This is a genomic window from Cupriavidus sp. SIMBA_020 (assembly GCF_046535395.1).
Taxonomy (GTDB): Bacteria; Pseudomonadota; Gammaproteobacteria; order Burkholderiales; family Burkholderiaceae; genus Cupriavidus; species Cupriavidus campinensis.
This window is the reverse complement of sequence record NZ_JAWRWU010000001.1, coordinates 591,508-609,630: the sequence shown is the minus strand read 5'-3', so window position 1 is coordinate 609,630 and position 18,123 is coordinate 591,508. Positions and strand designations below refer to the sequence as shown.

At 66.5% G+C, this 18,123-nt stretch carries 19 protein-coding genes; all 19 read left to right on the top strand.

Annotation, left to right across the window (positions count from 1 at the left end; genetic code table 11):
* Positions 1–8 precede the first annotated feature (8 nt).
* The 19 genes from SB751_RS02840 (at position 9) to SB751_RS02750 (ending at position 18,119) form a co-directional block, all read left to right on the top strand.
* Positions 9–1,127: an acyl-CoA dehydrogenase family protein gene (locus SB751_RS02840; protein ID WP_144201531.1), complete on the top strand. Its 1,119-nt coding sequence runs from the start codon at positions 9–11 to the stop codon at positions 1,125–1,127.
* A gap of 79 nt (positions 1,128–1,206) precedes the next feature.
* Positions 1,207–1,656 carry a MaoC family dehydratase gene (locus tag SB751_RS02835; protein ID WP_149136404.1) on the top strand — a complete coding sequence of 150 codons (450 nt, stop codon included), beginning with the start codon at positions 1,207–1,209 and terminating at the stop codon, positions 1,654–1,656.
* A 40-nt stretch (positions 1,657–1,696) separates the two neighbouring features.
* Positions 1,697–2,170, top strand: a complete 474-nt coding sequence (locus SB751_RS02830) for a MaoC family dehydratase (RefSeq protein WP_144201527.1) — start codon at positions 1,697–1,699, stop codon at positions 2,168–2,170.
* A gap of 615 nt (positions 2,171–2,785) precedes the next feature.
* Positions 2,786–3,754, top strand: a complete 969-nt coding sequence (gene cyoA / locus SB751_RS02825) for a ubiquinol oxidase subunit II (RefSeq protein WP_211943674.1) — start codon at positions 2,786–2,788, stop codon at positions 3,752–3,754.
* Between the two features lie 8 nt (positions 3,755–3,762).
* Positions 3,763–5,736, top strand: a complete 1,974-nt coding sequence (gene cyoB / locus SB751_RS02820; RefSeq protein ID WP_144201711.1) for a cytochrome o ubiquinol oxidase subunit I — start codon at positions 3,763–3,765, stop codon at positions 5,734–5,736.
* Between the two features lie 5 nt (positions 5,737–5,741).
* On the top strand, positions 5,742–6,392 hold the full coding sequence (gene cyoC / locus SB751_RS02815) for a cytochrome o ubiquinol oxidase subunit III (RefSeq protein WP_144201523.1): 651 nt from the start codon (positions 5,742–5,744) through the stop codon (positions 6,390–6,392).
* Positions 6,392–6,739: a cytochrome o ubiquinol oxidase subunit IV gene (gene cyoD, locus SB751_RS02810; protein WP_092292429.1), complete on the top strand. Its 348-nt coding sequence runs from the start codon at positions 6,392–6,394 to the stop codon at positions 6,737–6,739. Before cyoC ends, cyoD begins: the two co-directional genes overlap by 1 nt.
* 304 nt (positions 6,740–7,043) lie before the next feature.
* Positions 7,044–8,306, top strand: a complete 1,263-nt coding sequence (urtA, locus tag SB751_RS02805; protein WP_144201518.1) for an urea ABC transporter substrate-binding protein — start codon at positions 7,044–7,046, stop codon at positions 8,304–8,306.
* Positions 8,307–8,423: 117 nt separating this feature from the next.
* Positions 8,424–10,067 carry an urea ABC transporter permease subunit UrtB gene (gene urtB / locus SB751_RS02800; protein WP_410747771.1) on the top strand — a complete coding sequence of 548 codons (1,644 nt, stop codon included), beginning with the start codon at positions 8,424–8,426 and terminating at the stop codon, positions 10,065–10,067.
* 1 nt (position 10,068) lies between these two features.
* Complete coding sequence (gene urtC / locus SB751_RS02795) at positions 10,069–11,286, top strand: urea ABC transporter permease subunit UrtC (RefSeq protein ID WP_250025144.1); 1,218 nt, start codon at positions 10,069–10,071, stop codon at positions 11,284–11,286.
* Entirely contained in the window at positions 11,283–12,164 is an 882-nt protein-coding gene (urtD, locus tag SB751_RS02790) for an urea ABC transporter ATP-binding protein UrtD (protein ID WP_250025145.1), read from the top strand. Before urtC ends, urtD begins: the two co-directional genes overlap by 4 nt.
* Positions 12,165–12,166: 2 nt before the next feature.
* Complete coding sequence (urtE, locus tag SB751_RS02785; RefSeq protein WP_092292439.1) at positions 12,167–12,859, top strand: urea ABC transporter ATP-binding subunit UrtE; 693 nt, start codon at positions 12,167–12,169, stop codon at positions 12,857–12,859.
* Between the two features lie 9 nt (positions 12,860–12,868).
* The gene (locus SB751_RS02780; RefSeq protein ID WP_186296951.1) at positions 12,869–13,741 is read left to right on the top strand and encodes an urease accessory protein UreD; all 873 of its coding nucleotides are present in this window, start codon (positions 12,869–12,871) and stop codon (positions 13,739–13,741) included.
* A gap of 33 nt (positions 13,742–13,774) precedes the next feature.
* Entirely contained in the window at positions 13,775–14,077 is a 303-nt protein-coding gene (locus tag SB751_RS02775) for an urease subunit gamma (RefSeq protein ID WP_144201510.1), read from the top strand.
* A 28-nt stretch (positions 14,078–14,105) separates the two neighbouring features.
* The gene (locus SB751_RS02770) at positions 14,106–14,744 is read left to right on the top strand and encodes a HupE/UreJ family protein (RefSeq protein WP_144201508.1); all 639 of its coding nucleotides are present in this window, start codon (positions 14,106–14,108) and stop codon (positions 14,742–14,744) included.
* Between the two features lie 31 nt (positions 14,745–14,775).
* Entirely contained in the window at positions 14,776–15,081 is a 306-nt protein-coding gene (locus SB751_RS02765) for an urease subunit beta (protein ID WP_144201506.1), read from the top strand.
* Entirely contained in the window at positions 15,081–16,799 is a 1,719-nt protein-coding gene (gene ureC, locus SB751_RS02760) for an urease subunit alpha (RefSeq protein ID WP_144201504.1), read from the top strand. The genes SB751_RS02765 and ureC overlap by 1 nt, the downstream gene beginning before the upstream one ends.
* 12 nt (positions 16,800–16,811) lie before the next feature.
* Complete coding sequence (ureE, locus tag SB751_RS02755) at positions 16,812–17,408, top strand: urease accessory protein UreE (RefSeq protein ID WP_410747770.1); 597 nt, start codon at positions 16,812–16,814, stop codon at positions 17,406–17,408.
* 18 nt (positions 17,409–17,426) lie between these two features.
* On the top strand, positions 17,427–18,119 hold the full coding sequence (locus SB751_RS02750) for an urease accessory protein UreF (protein WP_144201499.1): 693 nt from the start codon (positions 17,427–17,429) through the stop codon (positions 18,117–18,119).
* Positions 18,120–18,123 lie beyond the last annotated feature (4 nt).

Here is an 18,123-nt window from a genome sequence, read left to right as displayed (position 1 = left end):
CACGCAACATGAACTTCAATCTCAGCGACGAACAGAAGCAACTGGCCGACGCCGTCCGCCGCTTCATCGACAAGAGCTACGACTTCGAGTCGCGCAAGAAAAACATCAAGGCCGAGGCTGGTTACGGCGAGGGCACCTGGGGCGCGCTGGTCGAACTGGGCCTGACCGCGCTGCCGGTGCCGGAAGCGCAGGGCGGCTTCTCGGGCACGGCCGTCGACATGATGGTGGTGCAGCAGGAACTGGGCCGTGGCCTGGTGGTGGAGCCGTACTTCGCCACCGTGGTCGCCGCGCATGCGCTGAAGCTGGCCGGCGGCCAGGACGCCCTGCTCGAGCAGGTAGCTGGCGGTGAGGTCAAGCTGGCCACGGCGTTCAACGAGCCGCAGTCGCGCTACGCGCTGAATGATGTGCGCGTGACGGCCAAGGGTGGCAAGCTGAACGGCCGCAAGGTGGTGGTGATCCACGGTGCACAGGCCGATAAGCTCGTGGTGTCCGCCCGCACCAGCGGCGCCGATGCCGACACGATTGGCATCTCGCTGTTCCTGGTCGATACGAACGGCGCCGGCGTGAGCGTGACCGACTACCGCACCATCGACAATCTGCGCGCTGCTGACGTGACCTTCCAGGACGCCCCGGCCACGCTGCTGGGCGCCGAGGGGCAGGGCTGGGACGTGCTCGAAGCCACGGCCGACTACGGCGCGGTGCTGCTGTGCGCCGAAGCCGTGGGCGTGATCGACACGCTGAACGCCGCCACGCTCGAGTACGCCAAGACGCGCCAGCAGTTTGGCATGCCCATCGCCCGCTTCCAGGCGCTCCAGCACCGCATGGTCGAGATGTTCATCCATGCCGAGCAGGCTCGTTCGATCACGCTGCTGGCTGCGGCCCGCTTCGAGGAGTCGAACCCCGAGGAGCGCCGCCGCTACGTGTCCGCCGCCAAGGCGCGCGTGGGGCAGGCCGCCCGCACGGTTGGCCAGGAGGCGGTGCAGATCCACGGCGGCATGGGCGTGACGGACGAACTGCCGGCCGCGCACATGTTCAAGCGGCTGACGCTGATCAACACCACGTTTGGCGATGTGGACCACCACCTGGGCCGCTTCGCCAGCCAGCCGGGCTTCCAGGCAGCCGCCTGAGCCCCACGTTGTACAGAAACCGCGCCCGTTGTCCCCGGCGCGGTTTTTTGCTTCTGGTAACGCCATCTACGGAGCGAACATGTCAAAGATGTATTTCGAGGATTACCAGGTTGGCAGCGAGCATCCGCTGGGCAGCTACACGGTCACCGAGGCGGAGATCGTGGCGTTTGCGAGCCAGTACGACCCGCAGCCGTTCCATATCGACAAGGACGCCGCCGCCAAGAGCATCTACGGCGGGCTGATTTCGAGCGGGTGGATGACCTGCGCGATCATGATGAAGCTGCTGGTGAAGTCCATGGGCGACCGGAGCAGCAGCATGGGCTCGCCGGGCGTGGACGAGATCCGCTGGATCAAGCCCGTCTATGCGGGCGACACGCTGACGGCCGTGCTGAAGGTGCTGGAGACGCGCCCGTCCTCGTCCAAGCCGGACCGCGGCGTGGTGCTGACCCAGTGGCAAGCCACCAACCAGCACGGCGAGCTGGTCTGCACGGTCAAGGGCATGGGCATGTACGGCCGGCGGCCGGCATAATACGAACCCCGAATCGAGACGACGCAAAAGAGGAGACACCATGCGCACCATCGCATCGCTGGAAGAGCTGGAAAGCCTGCAAGGCCAGGAAGTGGCCGTCAGCGACTGGACCGAGATCACGCAGCAGCAGGTCAACCTGTTTGCCGAGGCCACTGGCGACCACCAGTGGATCCACATCGACGTGGAGCGCGCCAAGCGCGAGTCGCCGTTCGGCGCCCCGGTGGCCCATGGCTTCCTGACCCTGTCGCTGCTGCCGCAGTTCATGCAGAACGCGATCCACATGGAAGGCGTCAAGATGGGTGTCAACTATGGCCTGAACCGGGTGCGGTTCACCTCGCCGGTGCCGGTGGGCAGTCGCCTGCGCGCCCGCGTGAAGCTGCTCAAGGTGGAGCGGCTCGACCCGATGCCCAACGGCCTGATCGGCGCCCAGTCCACCTGGGAGGTGACGGTGGAGCGGGAGGGCAGCGACCGCCCGGTCTGCGTGGCAGAATCGATCAGCCGACGCTACTCCTGAGCGCCAGCCAGTTCCGATCTGAATCGGAAAAATACGAGGGCCGCTAGAACGCGGCCCTCGTCGTTTGTCCAGTGGAATCGTTGAAAAACGATCCATCACGACATGGCTGTCCCCTGCGCGCGACACTTTCGGGCGGCCGATGTCATTGTCCGATTTTCCGAACAGTGTTTCCGCACCCCGTGGGTTTACCCCTAATGTTGCGTTGCGGTACAGTCGCGCCCACGATGTTTTATGTTATGCGGTATCCGCGCGAAGACCGTGCCCGCTGCGCTGGCGGGGTGGTCGAAACCGGTGGAAATCGCGTGAGCATCGTGACACAACGCTCGTCCCGGCGGCAGTCTTGAGCCGGGATCGATCGCAGTTCAGGCAGTCGGTTACCTCAGCGCACGCACCGCCCCCTCCGGCATCCCGCGCACGCAGTCGTCAGTTGCTGTCCAGCCGCGTTCATGGCGTTGCCCGGCCGCATGGTCCGCAGGCGCTTGCATCGCCAGTTCCGCAACGCCAGCTTTGGACACGTCCTCCGGTTTTTCCCAGCCCAGCCAGCCAGTTGCCCCGTGCAGCGGATGGCGGTGCCGCGCCTGCATGTCGGGAGCGGCCCAACCAGACCGTCGTGACATGAAAAAACCCATAATGCCGCGCTGGACGCGGTTCCTGCCTAGCCTTGGCTTGCTGTTGCTGGCCGGCTGCAACATGACGCTGCTCGACCCGAAGGGTCAGGTCGGTGTCGACATCAAGGGCATCATCCTGATCGCTACCTGGCTCATGCTGCTGGTGGTGGTGCCGGTGATCGTCCTGACGCTGGTCTTCGCCTGGAAGTACCGCGCCACCAACAAGGCTGCCCGGTACGAGCCGGACTGGTCGCACTCGACCAAGATCGAGGTGGTGGTCTGGCTGATCCCCTGCATCATCATCGCGGTGCTGGGCTACATCACCTGGAAGTCGTCGCACGACCTGGACCCGTACAAGCCGCTGGAATCGAGCGTCAAGCCGATTACCGTGGAAGCGGTCGCGCTGAACTGGAAATGGCTGTTCATCTATCCGGAACTGAAGATCGCCACGGTCAACCAGCTGGCGCTGCCGGTGGGTACCCCGGTGAACTTCAAGATCACCTCGGATTCGATCATGAATTCGTTCTTCATCCCCCAGCTGGGCAGCCAGGTGTACGCCATGGCCGGGATGGAGACCAAGCTGCACCTCATCGCCAACGAAGCCGGCACGTATGACGGCATGTCCGCCAACTATAGCGGCGGCGGCTTCTCGGGCATGAAGTTCAAGGCCGTTGCGATGTCGAACTTCGACTTCGACGCGTGGGTGGCCAAGGTGCGCGCGTCTGACCGCCAGCTCGACGCTGCGGACTACAAGGTCCTGGCCAAGCCGAGCGAAGCGGAGCCGGTTGCCCTCTACGGCAAGGTCGAAGACGGCCTGTACACCGGCATCCTGCATCAGTACATGGGCGCCGACGGCCGCGCCATGGCCCGCGAGGGCTTCGATGGTGGCCCGGTCTGCACGTCGCGTAACACGCTCGGCGAAGAGCGGGTGTCCATGACCACGCCGGCCAAGCCGGCGCTGGGCGCGCAATCCTAGGAGCAATGATGTTTGGCAAATTGACTTTGTCGGCGATTCCGTTTCATGAGCCGATCATCATGATCACGCTGAGCTGCGTGGCCCTTGGCGGGCTGGCGCTGCTCGGCGGGATCACGTACTTCAAGAAGTGGAACTACCTGTGGAGCGAGTGGATCACGTCCGTCGACCACAAGCGTATCGGCGTGATGTACTCGCTGGTGGCGCTGATCATGCTGCTGCGCGGCTTCGCCGACGCCATCATGATGCGTACCCAGCTGGCGCTGGCCACCAATGGCGACCCCGGCATCCTGCCCCCTGAGCACTACGACCAGATCTTCACCGCCCACGGCGTGATCATGATCTTCTTCGTGGCCATGCCGCTGATGACGGGCCTGATGAACCTTGTGGTGCCGCTGCAGATCGGCGCGCGCGACGTGGCGTTCCCGTTCCTGAACACGCTGAGCTTCTGGCTGTTCGTGGCCGGCGCGATGCTGGTCAACATCTCCCTGGGCGTTGGTGAATTCGCGCGTACCGGCTGGCTGGCCTATCCGCCGCTGTCGGGCATCGACTACAGTCCTGGCGTAGGGGTGGACTACTACCTCTGGTCCTTGCAGATATCAGGGCTGGGCACGCTGCTGACCGGCGTGAACTTCCTCGTGACCATCCTCAAGATGCGCGCCCCAGGCATGACCCTGATGCGCATGCCGGTGTTCACCTGGACCGCCCTGTGCACCAACGTGCTGATCGTGGCTGCCTTCCCGGTGCTGACGGTGTCGCTGGCGCTGCTGGGCCTGGACCGTTACTTCGGCATGCACTTCTTCACGAACGACGGTGGCGGCAACGCCATGATGTACGTGAACCTGATCTGGATCTGGGGCCACCCCGAGGTGTACATCCTGATCCTGCCGGCGTTCGGTATCTTCTCGGAGATCATCTCGACGTTTTCGGGCAAGAAGCTGTTCGGCTACAAGGGCATGGTCTACGCCACCGCCGCCATCATGGTGCTGTCGTTCATCGTCTGGCTGCACCACTTCTTCACGATGGGCTCCGGCGCCAGCGTGAATGCGTTCTTCGGCATCACCACGATGATCATCTCCATCCCCACCGGGGTGAAGATCTTCAACTGGCTGTTCACGATGTACCGTGGCCGCGTGCAGTTCACGTCGCCGGTGCTGTGGACGCTGGGCTTCATGATCACCTTCGTGATCGGCGGCATGACCGGGGTGCTGATGGCCGTGCCGGCAGCCGATTTCGTGCTGCATAACAGCCTGTTCCTGATTGCCCACTTCCACAACGTGATCATCGGTGGCGTGCTGTTCGGCTACCTGGCCGGCGTGACCTACTGGTGGCCGAAGGCGTTCGGCTTCAAGCTGGACGAGCGTCTGGGCAAGTGCGCGTTCTGGTGCTGGCTGGTTGGCTTCTACTTCGCGTTCATGCCGTTGTACGTGCTGGGCCTGATGGGCATGACCCGCCGCCTGAACCATACCGACAACCCGGCCTGGACCCCGTTCCTGTACGCGGCCGTGATTGGCGTGGTGTTCATCGCCATGGGTATCGGCTTCCAGGTGCTGCAGATCGTCGTGTCGATCCGCAACCGCAAGGCGCTGGCCGACGTCACGGGCGATCCGTGGGGTGGCCGTACGCTGGAGTGGGCCACGTCGTCGCCGCCCGCGTTCTACAACTTCGCGCACACCCCGGTGGTGCGTGACCTGGACGCGTTTGCCGACATGAAGGCCCGTGGCGAGACCATCCGCACGGACGGCTACGAGCAGATCCACATGCCGAAGAACACTGGCGCAGGCTTCTACATGGGTGCCTTCAGCCTCGTGCTGGGCTTCGCGCTGACCTGGCATATCTGGTGGCTTGCCGCCGTGGGCCTGGTTGGCATGGTGGTGGCGTTCATCCGCCGCGCCAACGACGACCATATCGATTACTACGTGCCGGCCAAGCAGGTCGAGCAGATCGAAACGCTGCACCAGCAGCGCATCGCCACGCAGGGCTGATCATCATGTCGACTGAAGTTCTAGACCGTTTCGGGGCGCAAGCCCCCGCCCACGGCCACGCGCACGATGCCGCGCATGACCACGACCACGCCCATCACGACACCAGCGAGAACACCGTCTTCGGTTTCTGGCTGTACCTGATGAGCGACTGCATCTTGTTCGCGTGCCTGTTCGCCGCCTACGCCGTGCTGCGCGGCGAAGTGGCGGGCGGCCCGTCGGGCAAGGAGCTGTTCGAGCTCAACTTCGTGCTGGTCGAGACGTTCATCCTGCTGTTCTCGTCGATCACGTACGGCTTCGCCATGATCTCGCTGCAGAACCGCAGCAAGGGTCGCGTGCTGTTCTGGCTCGGCGTGACGTTCCTGCTGGGTGCCGCGTTCATGTCGATGGAAATCTATGAGTTCCATCACCTGATCCACGAAGGCGCCGGCCCCGGCCGCAGCGCGTTCCTGTCGTCGTTCTTCACGCTCGTGGGTACCCACGGGCTGCACGTGGCCAGCGGCATGGTCTGGATGCTCGTGCTGATGTGGCAGCTGAACAAGAAGGGCATGACCGCGACGATGGAAAAGCGCCTGAACTGCCTGAGCCTGTTCTGGCACTTCTTGGACATCGTCTGGATTGGCGTCTTCACCGTGGTCTACCTGATGGGAGCACTGTAATGGCACAACAACATGCAACGGCTGCCCACGGCGAGTCGCACGGCCACAGCAGCGTCAAGTCGTATGTGATCGGCTTCGTGCTGGCCGTGATCCTGACGGTGATCCCGTTCAAGATCGTGATGGACGGCACCATGGACCGCGGCACGATCCTCTGGATCATCCTCGGCATGGCCGTGGTCCAGATCGTGGTCCACCTGAAGTACTTCCTCCATATGGATGGCTCCAAGGGTCAGCGCTGGAACGTCATGGCGTTCCTGTTCACGCTGCTGATCCTGTTCATCGTGCTGGCCGGTTCGCTCTGGATCATGCACAACATGAATGCCAACATGATGCCGATGATGAAGTAAGCATCGTCAGGCATGCAGCGAAGACGGGGCCCTCGGGCCCCGTTTTTTATTGCCGACGGTGCGCGATGCACTGCCGCCGGCCTGCATCCTGCACTGATTTGCGGCCGTGCACGATGCCGGTGCGGCGCCGGGCGCGGCACCGGCGGCCCGGTTGGCACCGCAATGGTGCGTCGGCATCACCCGCCGTGACGTTTCCTCCCACCTTTGATCGTTCCCGGCCTGGCAGTCCATGGCACGCTAGTTGCAGAAGGATCACCCGGGGTGCGTAGAGTCCCTGACCATATACGACAAACTGGGAGCTGCAATGAAACGACGTGACATGCTGAAGCTGTCGGCGGTAGCCGCCGCGGCGATGATCGGTACCAGCCCGCTGCTGGCGCAGTCGAAGGATCCGATCAAGGTCGGCATCCTGCATTCGCTGTCGGGCACGATGGCCATCTCCGAGACCTCGCTCAAGGATGTGGCGCTGATGACCATCGACGAGATCAACAAGAGCGGCGGCGTGCTCGGCCGCAAGCTCGAGCCGGTGGTGGTGGACCCCGCCTCCAACTGGCCGCTGTTCGCCGAAAAGGCGCGTCAGCTGATCACGCAGGACAAGGTCGCCGTCACGTTTGGGTGCTGGACCTCGGTATCGCGCAAGTCCGTGCTCCCGGTCTACGAGGAACTGAACTCGCTGCTGTTCTACCCGGTGCAGTACGAGGGCGAGGAGATGTCGAAAAACGTGTTCTACACCGGTGCCGCGCCTAACCAGCAGGCCATCCCGGCCGTGGAATACCTGATGAGCAAGGAAGGCGGCGGCGCCAAGCGCTTCTTCCTGCTCGGCACCGACTACGTGTACCCGCGCACGACCAACAAGATCCTGCGCGCGTTCCTGAAGAGCAAGGGCGTGGCCGACAAGGACATCGAGGAGGTCTACACCCCGTTCGGACATAGCGACTACCAGACCATCGTCGCCAACATCAAGAAGTTCTCGCAAGGCGGCAAGACGGCCGTGATCTCGACGATCAACGGCGACTCCAACGTGCCGTTCTACAAGGAACTGGGCAACGCCGGCCTGAAGGCCAAGGACGTGCCGGTGGTGGCCTTCTCCGTGGGCGAGGAAGAACTGCGCGGCATCGACACCAAGCCGCTGGTCGGCCATCTGGCCGCCTGGAACTACTTCATGTCCGTGAAGAACCCCGAGAACGACGCGTTCAAGAAGCAATGGGCGGCGTGGGTCAAGGCCAACAACCTGCCCGGCGGCGACAAGCGTGTGACCAACGACCCGATGGAAGCCACCTACGTCGGCATCCACATGTGGGCGCAGGCGGTCAAGAAGGCCGGCACCACCGATGCGGACAAGGTGCGCCAGGCCATGTACGGCCAGACCTTCAAGTCGCCGGACGGCTTCACGCTGACCATGGGCGAGAACCATCACCTGTACAAGCCGGTGATGATCGGCGAAGTGAAGGGCGACGGCCAGTTCACGGTGGTGTGGAAGACGCCGAAGCCGGTGCGCGCACAGCCGTGGAGCCCGTTCATCGCGGGTAACGAAGGCAAGCCGGACAAGGTTGTCGCCGGCCGCTGATCTTCAGCGTATCCATGGTGTTTTGCCCCTCTCCCTTGGGAGAGGGGAGCCCTCCCTCGGTCGTTCCACGCATAAAAGACGCGAACCATCGCGCCATATCAGACGCCAGCCAGCCCTATGCACCGATCTCCATTCCCGTCCGCCTTGCCGTGGCTGCGCGCCATGCTGGCTGTGCTGTTGCTGGCCGCCGCGCCGCTGTGGGCGGCACCGCTCACGCAGGCTGACCTCAAGCCGTTGGTTGAAGACGACTTCGACGCCAAGACCGCTGCGCTCGCCGCGCTGACGCAGGCGCCGCCCGAACAGGCTGGGCCGATCCTGCGCGCGCTCCAGGACGACACGCTGCAATATGCGCCATCAGTGGGCATGGTGCGCCAGGACGATGGCAAAACCGTCGATGCCGTCACCGGCAAGCCGGTGACCGTGAAGGCCGATGAACTCGAGTCGCTCACGCTGAACAACAGCCTGCGGGCCATCGTCGATAGCGCCGCGAGCAGCCTGCTGCTGCAATCGCCGGACATCGCGGTGCGCACGCAGGCCATCAACACCTTGTCCGATCAACCCGATAATGCCTCGCGTGAAGCCGTGGAAACGGCCCGCAAGGCCGAGGCCGACGCCGGCCTGCGCGCCCGGCTCGACGTGATCTGGGCCAGCACCGTGCTGGCGCAGGGCACCGACGCCACGCGCGACGCGCGGCTGGAAGCCATCCGCATCCTCGGCCAGGACAGCAATCCGCAGATCCGCCAGAAGCTGACGCCGCTGGTGGAGCGCGATGAAGCGGGCAAGTTCAAGGAGCCCGATGCCGATGTACGCGCCGCCGCGCAGCAGGCCATCGACAAGATGCGTGGCGAGCAGGGTCGCGCCGAGCTGCTCGGCAACCTGTTTGCCGGCCTGAGCCTTGGCAGCGTGCTGCTGCTGGCCGCGCTGGGCCTGGCCATCACCTATGGGCTGATCGGCGTCATCAACATGGCGCACGGGGAGTTCCTGATGATCGGCGCCTACGCCACCTACGTGGTGCAGACGCTGTTCCGCGCCTATGCGCCCAACGCGTTCGACTGGTACCTGCTGGCGGCGCTGCCGGCGTCGTTCCTGGCGGCGGGCGTCGTCGGCTTCGCCATCGAGCGGATTGTGCTGCGCCACCTGTACGGCCGCCCGCTCGAGACGCTGCTGGCCACCTTCGGTATCAGCCTGCTGCTGATGCAGGCCGTGCGCACCATCTTCGGCGCCCAGAACGTGGAAGTGGCCAATCCCAACTGGATGAGCGGAGGCGTCACCGCGATGGCCGGCCTCGTGATTCCGTACAACCGCATCGTCATCATCGCCTTCGCGCTGGCCGTGGTGGCCGTGGCGTGGGCCGTGCTGAACCGCACCCGGCTCGGGCTGTTCGTGCGCGCCACCACGCAGAACCGCACCATGGCGGCCTGCGTGGGTGTGCGCACGTGGAAGGTGGACAGCTACGCCTTCGCGTTCGGCGCCGGCATCGCCGGGCTGGGCGGCTGCGCGCTGTCCCAGATCGGCAACGTAGGGCCGGACCTCGGGCAGGCCTACATCATCGATTCGTTCATGGTGGTGGTGCTCGGCGGTGTAGGCCAGCTGGCCGGCACCATCGTCGGCGCCTTCGGGCTCGGCCTCATCAACAAGTTCATCGAGCCGTTCTACGGCGCGGTGCTGGCCAAGATCTTCGTCCTGGTGCTGATCGTGCTGTTTATCCAGAAACGCCCGCAGGGCCTGTTCGCGCTCAAAGGGCGCAGCGCGGAGGCATGACATGCGTAGCTTTCAATCGAACTCCTCGAACGGGGCGCCGTTCCGCCTCTCGGTTCCCGAGCGCCAGCCGCTCTTCTCGCGCAAGGTGTGGCTGGCGCTGGTCATCCTCACGCTGGTGGTCGCGGTCGGCGTGCCGATCTGCGCGCTGGTGATTCCGGAGGGCCACCCGCTGCACCTGTCGGCCTACGCGCTGACGCTGATCGGCAAGATCATGTGCTTCGCGCTGGCGGCCATTGCGCTGGACCTGGTGTGGGGCTACTGCGGCATCCTGAGCCTCGGCCACGGCCTGTTCTTCGCGCTGGGCGGCTATGCGATGGGCATGTACCTGATGCGGTCGATCGGCCGTGAAGGCGTGTACAAGAGCGACCTGCCCGACTTCATGGTGTTCCTCGACTGGAAGGAACTGCCCTGGTTCTGGCACGGCACCGAGCACCTGCCGTACGCGCTGCTGCTGGTGGTGCTGGTGCCGGGCGTGCTGGCGTGGCTGTTCGGCTTCTTCGCGTTCCGCTCGCGCATCAAGGGCGTGTACCTGTCGATCATCACGCAGGCCATGACTTACGCGGCGATGCTGCTGTTCTTCCGCAACGAGACCGGCTTCGGCGGCAACAACGGCTTCACGGACTTCAAGCGCATCGCCGGCTACGCCGTGGCCGCGCCGGAAACCCGCGCCGCGCTGTTCGTGCTGACCTTCCTGGCGCTGCTGGCCGGGTTCGTGGCGTGCCGCTACATCGTCACGTCGAAGCTGGGCCGGGTGGTCACCGCCGTGCGGGATGCCGAGATGCGTGTGATGTTCTCCGGCTACAACCCGCTCGGCTACAAGCTGTTCGTCTGGACCTTCTCGGCCGTGCTGTGCGGGATTGCCGGCGCGCTCTACGTGCCGCAGGTGGGCATCATCAACCCGGGCGAGATGTCGCCGGCCAACTCCATCGAGATGGCGGTCTGGGTGGCCGTGGGCGGCCGCGGCACGCTGATCGGGCCGATTGTCGGCGCCTTCCTGGTCAACGGTGCCAAGACCATGTTCACGGCCTACTTCGCCGAGTACTGGCTGTTCCTGCTCGGCGCGATGTTCGTGCTCGTGACGCTGTACCTGCCCGATGGCGTGGTCGGTCTGTGGCGCCGCCTGCGCGGCAAGCGCACGGCCGCCCAGAAGATCCAGGCGGCCACGGGCGAGGCGGTGAGCCCGGCCGCCGTGACCCCGCAGCAAGGGAGCGAGGCATGAACGCGGCCACCTCACAACATGGCGCACAACACGGTGCACAGCGCGGCGCGGATCAGGCCGAGAGCGGCGACGCCACCGGCCTGGGCCGCGTGCTGGAGCCCGGCGTCATCGACACCTCGCACGGTCCCATCCTCTACCTGGAGGACCTGACCGTGCAGTTCGACGGTTTCCGCGCGCTCAACAAGCTGTCGCTGTCCATCGATCACGGCGAGCTGCGCTGCGTGATCGGCCCGAACGGCGCCGGCAAGACCACGATGATGGACGTCATCACCGGCAAGACCGGCCCGCGCAACGCCAACGTCAGCGGGCGCGTCTTCCTCGGGCAGTCCATCGACCTGATGCGGATGACCGAACCGCGCATCGCGCAGGTCGGCATCGGCCGCAAGTTCCAGAAGCCCACGGTGTTCGAGCAGCACGAAGTATGGGAGAACCTGGAACTGGCGATGAAGGCGGACAAGCGCTGGTGGTCGTCGCTGCGCGCGCGGCTGACCGGCGAGGGCCATCGCCGCATCGAGGAAACGCTGGCGCTGACCGGGCTCGAAGACGAGGCGTATCGCCCGGCCGGCCTGCTGTCCCACGGCCAGAAGCAGCGGCTGGAGATCGGCATGTTGCTGATGCAGCAGCCGCAACTGCTGCTGCTCGATGAACCCGTGGCCGGCATGACGGACGAAGAGACGATGCAGCTGGCCGGCCTGCTGAACAGCCTGCGCGGCAGTTGCTCGATGATGGTCGTGGAGCACGACATGGAATTCGTGGCGGCGCTGGCCGGACCGTCCGGCAAGGTCTCGGTGCTGGCCGAGGGCAGCCTGCTGGCCGAAGGCACGCTAGACGCCGTGAAGCGCGACGAGCGCGTGATCGAGTCCTATCTGGGAAGGTAACCATGCTGCAGGTCAATGCACTGAACCAGTTCTACGGCGGCAGCCACATCCTGCGCGACATCTCGTTCGAGGTGCCCCAGGGCAAGCTGACCACGCTGCTCGGCCGTAACGGCGTGGGCAAGAGCACGCTGCTCAAATGCCTGATGGGCGTGGTGCCCACGCGTAGCGGCCACATCAGCTGGGAGGGCAAGGCCCTCGAGAAGAAGGCCCCGTACGAGCGCGTCTCGGCCGGGCTCGCCTACGTGCCGCAGGGCCGCGAGATCTTCCCGCGCCTGACCGTCGAGGAGAACCTGCTGATCGGCGCCGCCAGCCGCGCGCGCCCGAACGGCGTGCCGGACCGCATCTACCAGCTGTTCCCGGTGCTGCGCACGATGCGCTCGCGCCGCGGCGGCGACCTCTCCGGCGGCCAGCAGCAGCAACTGGCCATCGGCCGGGCGCTGATGAGCGAGCCGCAGCTGCTGATCCTCGACGAGCCCACCGAAGGCATCCAGCCGTCCATCATCCAGGACATCGGCCGCGCACTGCGCCTGCTGGTGGACGAGTTCGGCATGACGGTGCTGCTGGTGGAGCAGTACTACGAGTTCGCCCGTCATCTGGCCGATCACTACGTCGTGATGAGCCGGGGCGAGGTGGTGGCCCGGGGCGAGGGCGCCACCATGGAACAGGATGGTGTGCGGGAGCTGATCGCGGTGTAATCTTCGCCCATGCGTCACCCCGATTTCCCATCCCAACTCGCCATGCCCGCCGCCTGGCATGCCAGCCTGCGCCTGCGCTTCGCCGCGCGCGCGGGCCGCACCGCCTTGGTCGAGCGCCGCCATCAGGGGCCGCTGCTGGTGCAGAAGCCCCTCTATCCGGAGGGCGACATCTGCCACGTGGTGGTGCTGCATCCGCCCGCCGGCGTGGCCGGCGGTGACAGGCTCGACATCGACATCGCCGTGGAAGCCGGCGCCCATGCCGTGCTGGCCACGCCGGGCGCCACCAAATGGTACAAGTCGCTCGGCCGCGAGGCCGCCCAGCAGGTGCGCATCGATGTGGCCGACGGCGCCCGGCTGGACTGGCTGCCGCAGGAGAACATCGTGTTCGACGATGCGCGCGCCCGCATTGCCACGGACGTCGTCGTGGCGCCCACCGGCAGCGCCATCGGCTGGGATGCCGTGGTGCTGGGCCGGCAGGCCTCGGGCGAGCGCTGGTCGAGCGGCGCGCTGTGGCTGGACACCCGCGTGGCCGGCCCGGACCGCGCGCTGTGGATCGAGCAATCGCAGGTCGATGCCACCTCGCCGCTGCGCCCCGCCGTGGCGGGCATGGACGGCCTGCACATCCTCGGCACGCTCTGGGCGGTGGGGCAGGGCGCCACGCCGGCACTGGCCGAAACCCTGGCCGAACCATTACCCTACGCGCCGGACCTGCGCGCCGGCGTGACCTGCCTTGCCGGGTCTGCAGGGCAGTCCATGCTGCTCCTGCGCGTCCTGGGGCGTGACATGGAAGCCGTGCGGCGCGTGATGACCGGCGCCTGGTCCGCGCTGCGCGCGCCGATCCACGGCGTGGCGGCCCGGCCGCTGCGCCTCTGGGCCACCTGACAACAAGACAAGCAAAGAACGAGGAACAGAACGATGGAACTGACGCCGCGCGAGAAGGACAAGCTGCTGATCTTCACCGCCGCCCTGCTGGCCGAGCGCCGCCGCGCACGCGGGCTCAAGCTCAACTATCCCGAGGCCGTGGCCCTGATCACCGCCGCGATCATGGAAGGCGCGCGCGACGGCCGCACCGTGGCCGACCTGATGCACGAGGGCACCACCGTGCTCAGCCGCGAGGACGTCATGGACGGCGTGGCCGAACTGATCCCCGAGATCCAGGTCGAGGCCACCTTCCCGGACGGCACCAAGCTCGTCACCGTGCACCATCCCATCGTCTGACACCCAATTCCACAACAAGAGAGCAACCATGCACCGATTCCTCCATCGCGCCGCCACGGGCACCGTGCTGACCCTGGCCACCGCGTCCGCCTTCGCCCATCCCGGCCATGACGCCGCCACCGTAGGCGCCAGCCTCTGGGCCGGCCTGCTGCACCCGTTCACCGGCGCGGACCACCTGCTGGCGATGGCCGCCGTGGGCGTGTGGAGCGCGCTCGCCACCAGTTCACGCGGCGCCTTCGGGCAAGGCGCGCCGGCCAAGGCCGACCTGCTGCGCCTGCCGCTGGCCTTCGTCGCCATGATGCTGGTGGGCGCGGCGCTAGGTCTTGCCGGCGTGACGCTGCCGGCCGTGGAGCCGATGATCGCGGTGTCGCTGCTGGTGATCGGCCTGCTGGTGGCCGTGCGGGCGCGCCTGTCGGCCATGGCCGGGATGGCCGTCGTCGGCGGCTTCGCGCTGTTCCACGGCTACGCGCACGGCGCCGAGCTGCCGGCCACGGCTGGCGCCATGCCCGCGGTGCTGGCCTACGTGGGCGGCTTCGCGGTGGCGACGATGGTGCTGCACGGCCTGGGCATCGGCGCGGGCCTGTTCCTGCGCCGCCATGCGGGCTGGATCGCCCGCGTGGCCGGGGCTGGCGTGGCGCTGTACGGCGCCGGCCTGCTGGTCGCCTGAGCGGCGGACGTCACCCTCAAGGAGCCTTGCGATGATTCCCGGTGAACTGATGCCGCTCGACGGCGAAATCGAACTGAACGCGGGCCGCGCCACGGTGAACGTCACGGTGGCCAACACCGGCGACCGCCCCGTGCAGGTGGGTTCGCACTTCCACTTCTACGAAACCAATGCCGCGCTCGACTTCGACCGCGAGGCCGCGCGCGGCTTCCGGCTGGATATCGCCGCCGGCACGGCGGTGCGCTTCGAGCCCGGCCAGTCGCGCACGGTGCAACTGGTGGCGCTCGCCGGCGACCGCATCGTCTACGGCTTCAACGGCAAGATCATGGGAGCGCTGTGATGAGCGTGAAAATCTCCAGGCAGGCCTATGCCGAGATGTTCGGCCCCACCACCGGCGACCGCCTGCGGCTGGCCGACACCGGGCTGGTGATCGAGGTCGAACGTGACTACACGATCTACGGCGAGGAAGTGAAGTTCGGCGGCGGCAAGGTGATCCGCGACGGCATGGGCCAGAGCCAGCGCATGGCCAAGGATTGCGTCGATACCGTCATCACCAACGCGCTGATCGTGGACCACTGGGGCATCGTCAAGGCCGACATCGGCCTCAAGCACGGCCGCATCGCATCGATCGGCAAGGCCGGCAATCCGGACATCCAGCCCGGCGTGACCATCGTCGTGGGGCCCGGCACGGAGGTCATCGCGGGCGAGGGCATGATCGTCACCGCCGGCGGCATAGACAGCCACATCCACTTCATCTGCCCGCAGCAGATCGAGGAAGCGCTGATGAGTGGCGTGACGACGATGATCGGCGGCGGCACCGGCCCGGCCACGGGCACTTTCGCCACCACCGTCACGCCGGGGCCGTGGTACATGGAGCGCATGCTGCAGGCGGCCGACGCCTACCCGATGAACATCGGCTTCCTCGGCAAGGGCAATGCCAGCCAGGCCGGCCCGCTGACCGAGCAGGTCGAGGCGGGCGCCATCGGCCTGAAGCTGCACGAGGACTGGGGCACCACGCCGCAGGCCATCGACACCTGCCTGACCGTGGCGGATGCCACCGACACCCAGGTGGCCATCCACACGGACACGCTCAACGAGGGCGGCTTCGTGGAGGCCACCATCGCCGCCTTCAAGGGGCGCACGATCCACACCTATCACACGGAGGGCGCCGGCGGCGGCCACGCCCCGGACATCATCAAGGTCTGCGGCGAGGCCAACGTGCTGCCGTCGTCGACCAATCCCACGCGCCCGTACACCGTGAACACGCTGGACGAGCACCTGGACATGCTGATGGTGTGCCATCACCTGGACCCGGCGATTGCCGAGGACATCGCCTTCGCGGAGTCGCGCATCCGCCGCGAGACCATCGCGGCCGAGGACATCCTCCACGACCTGGGCGCCTTCTCGATGATCTCGAGCGATTCGCAGGCCATGGGCCGCGTGGGCGAAGTCATCATCCGCACCTGGCAGACCGCGCACAAGATGGCGGCGCAGCGCGGCAAGCTGCCGGGCGACCCGCACGACGCGCGCGGCGGCCACGACAACTTCCGTGTGAAGCGCTACATCGCCAAGTACACGATCAACCCGGCGCTGACGCATGGCATCGCGCACGAGGTGGGCTCGATCGAGGTGGGCAAATGGGCCGATCTGGTGCTGTGGAAGCCGGCCTTCTTCGGCGTGAAGCCGAGCCTGATCCTGAAGGGCGGGATGATCGCGGCGGCGGCGATGGGCGACCCCAACGCGTCCATCCCCACGCCGCAGCCGGTGCACTACCGGCCGATGTTCGCCTCGGCGGGCGGGGCGCTGCCGCGCTCGTCGCTGACCTTCGTGTCGCAGGCCGCGCTGGCGGCGGACGTGGGCGGGCGCTACGGGCTGGCCAAGACGCTGGCGGCGGTGCGCGGCACGCGTACGGTGAGCAAGCGCGATATGGTCCACAATGACTGGCAGCCGCACGTCACCGTGGACCCGGAGACCTATCAGGTAGTCGCCGATGGCCAGCTGCTGATGTGCGAACCCGCCACCGTGCTGCCGATGGCGCAGCGCTATTTCCTGTTCTGACGGCCCCTGATTGTGATCAAGATCGACAAACTCCTCCCCGCCCCGCACGGCATTGCGCCGGTGCTGGTGCGGCGCGCCCCCAAGCTCGTGCTGCCGTTCGGCGAGCGCAGCAAGAGCCGCCTGCGCGCCGTGCTAGACAACGGGGCGGAAGCCGCGCTGTTCCTGCCGCGCGGCACCGTGCTGCGTGGCGGCGACCTGCTGGTGGCCGAGGACGGTACCTTCGTCGAGGTGCAGGCGGCCCCCGAGTCCGTACTGCAAGTGACGGCAACCGATCCGCTGGCCCTGATGCGCGCCGCCTACCACCTGGGCAACCGCCACACCCCGGTGGAAGTCGGCCGCGACTACCTGCGGCTGGAATTCGACGCCGTGCTGGCGGACATGCTGGCCCGCCTCGGCGTGCAGGCCACCCGCGCCGAACTACCCTTCGAGCCCGAGGCCGGTGCCTACGGCGGCGGCCACAAACACGGCCACGACGCCACCTTCGCTGAGGATTACGCGGCGGCGCAGGCGGTGTTCCATGACCATCATGGGCATGACCACGGTCACAGCCATGACCACGGGCATGACCATGGCCACGTTCATGATGAGCACTGTGGCCACAAGCACTGAATCCGCCCCAACCGCCCCATGACCGCGCTCCCCCAACTGATCTCGCTGCTGCATCTGGCGTCGCCGGCGTTGCCGATTGGCGGGTTCAGCTATTCGCAGGGGCTCGAGGCGGCCATCGACTGCGGGCTGGTGACCGATGCGGCCAGCGCCGAGCGGTGGATCCGGGACAACCTCACGCATGTGCAGGCGCACTGCGAGGCGCCGGTCTGGCTGCTGCTTCATCGTGCCTGGCTGGCGCGCGACCTGGCCGCCGTGCGGCACTGGAACGACTGGTTCCACGCCACGCGCGAGACGGCCGAGCTTCGGCTCGAAACCGAGCAGATGGGCTGGTCGCTGTCGAAGCTGATCGGCCAGATGGGGTGGGGCGGTGCCGCCATGGCATCGGACTTGTCCGAATTGGCGCCAATCTGCCTGCCCACCGCGTTCACGGCCGCCTGCGTGGCGCTGGGCGTGGACGCGCGTGACGGCCTGGCGGCCTATGCTTTCAACTGGACCGAAAACCAGGTCGCCGCCGCGATCAAGGCGGTGCCGCTCGGCCAGGTGGCCGGCCAGCACATCCTGCGCGGGCTGCACCCGGCCGTGCTGGCCGTGGTCGATGAAGCGGCGCAACGCGCCGACGCCGATCCGCCCCGCCTGTCCACGTTTTCCCCAATGCTGGGGCTGCTCTCTGCACGCCACGAGACGCAGTACTCCCGGCTGTTCCGTTCCTGACCCA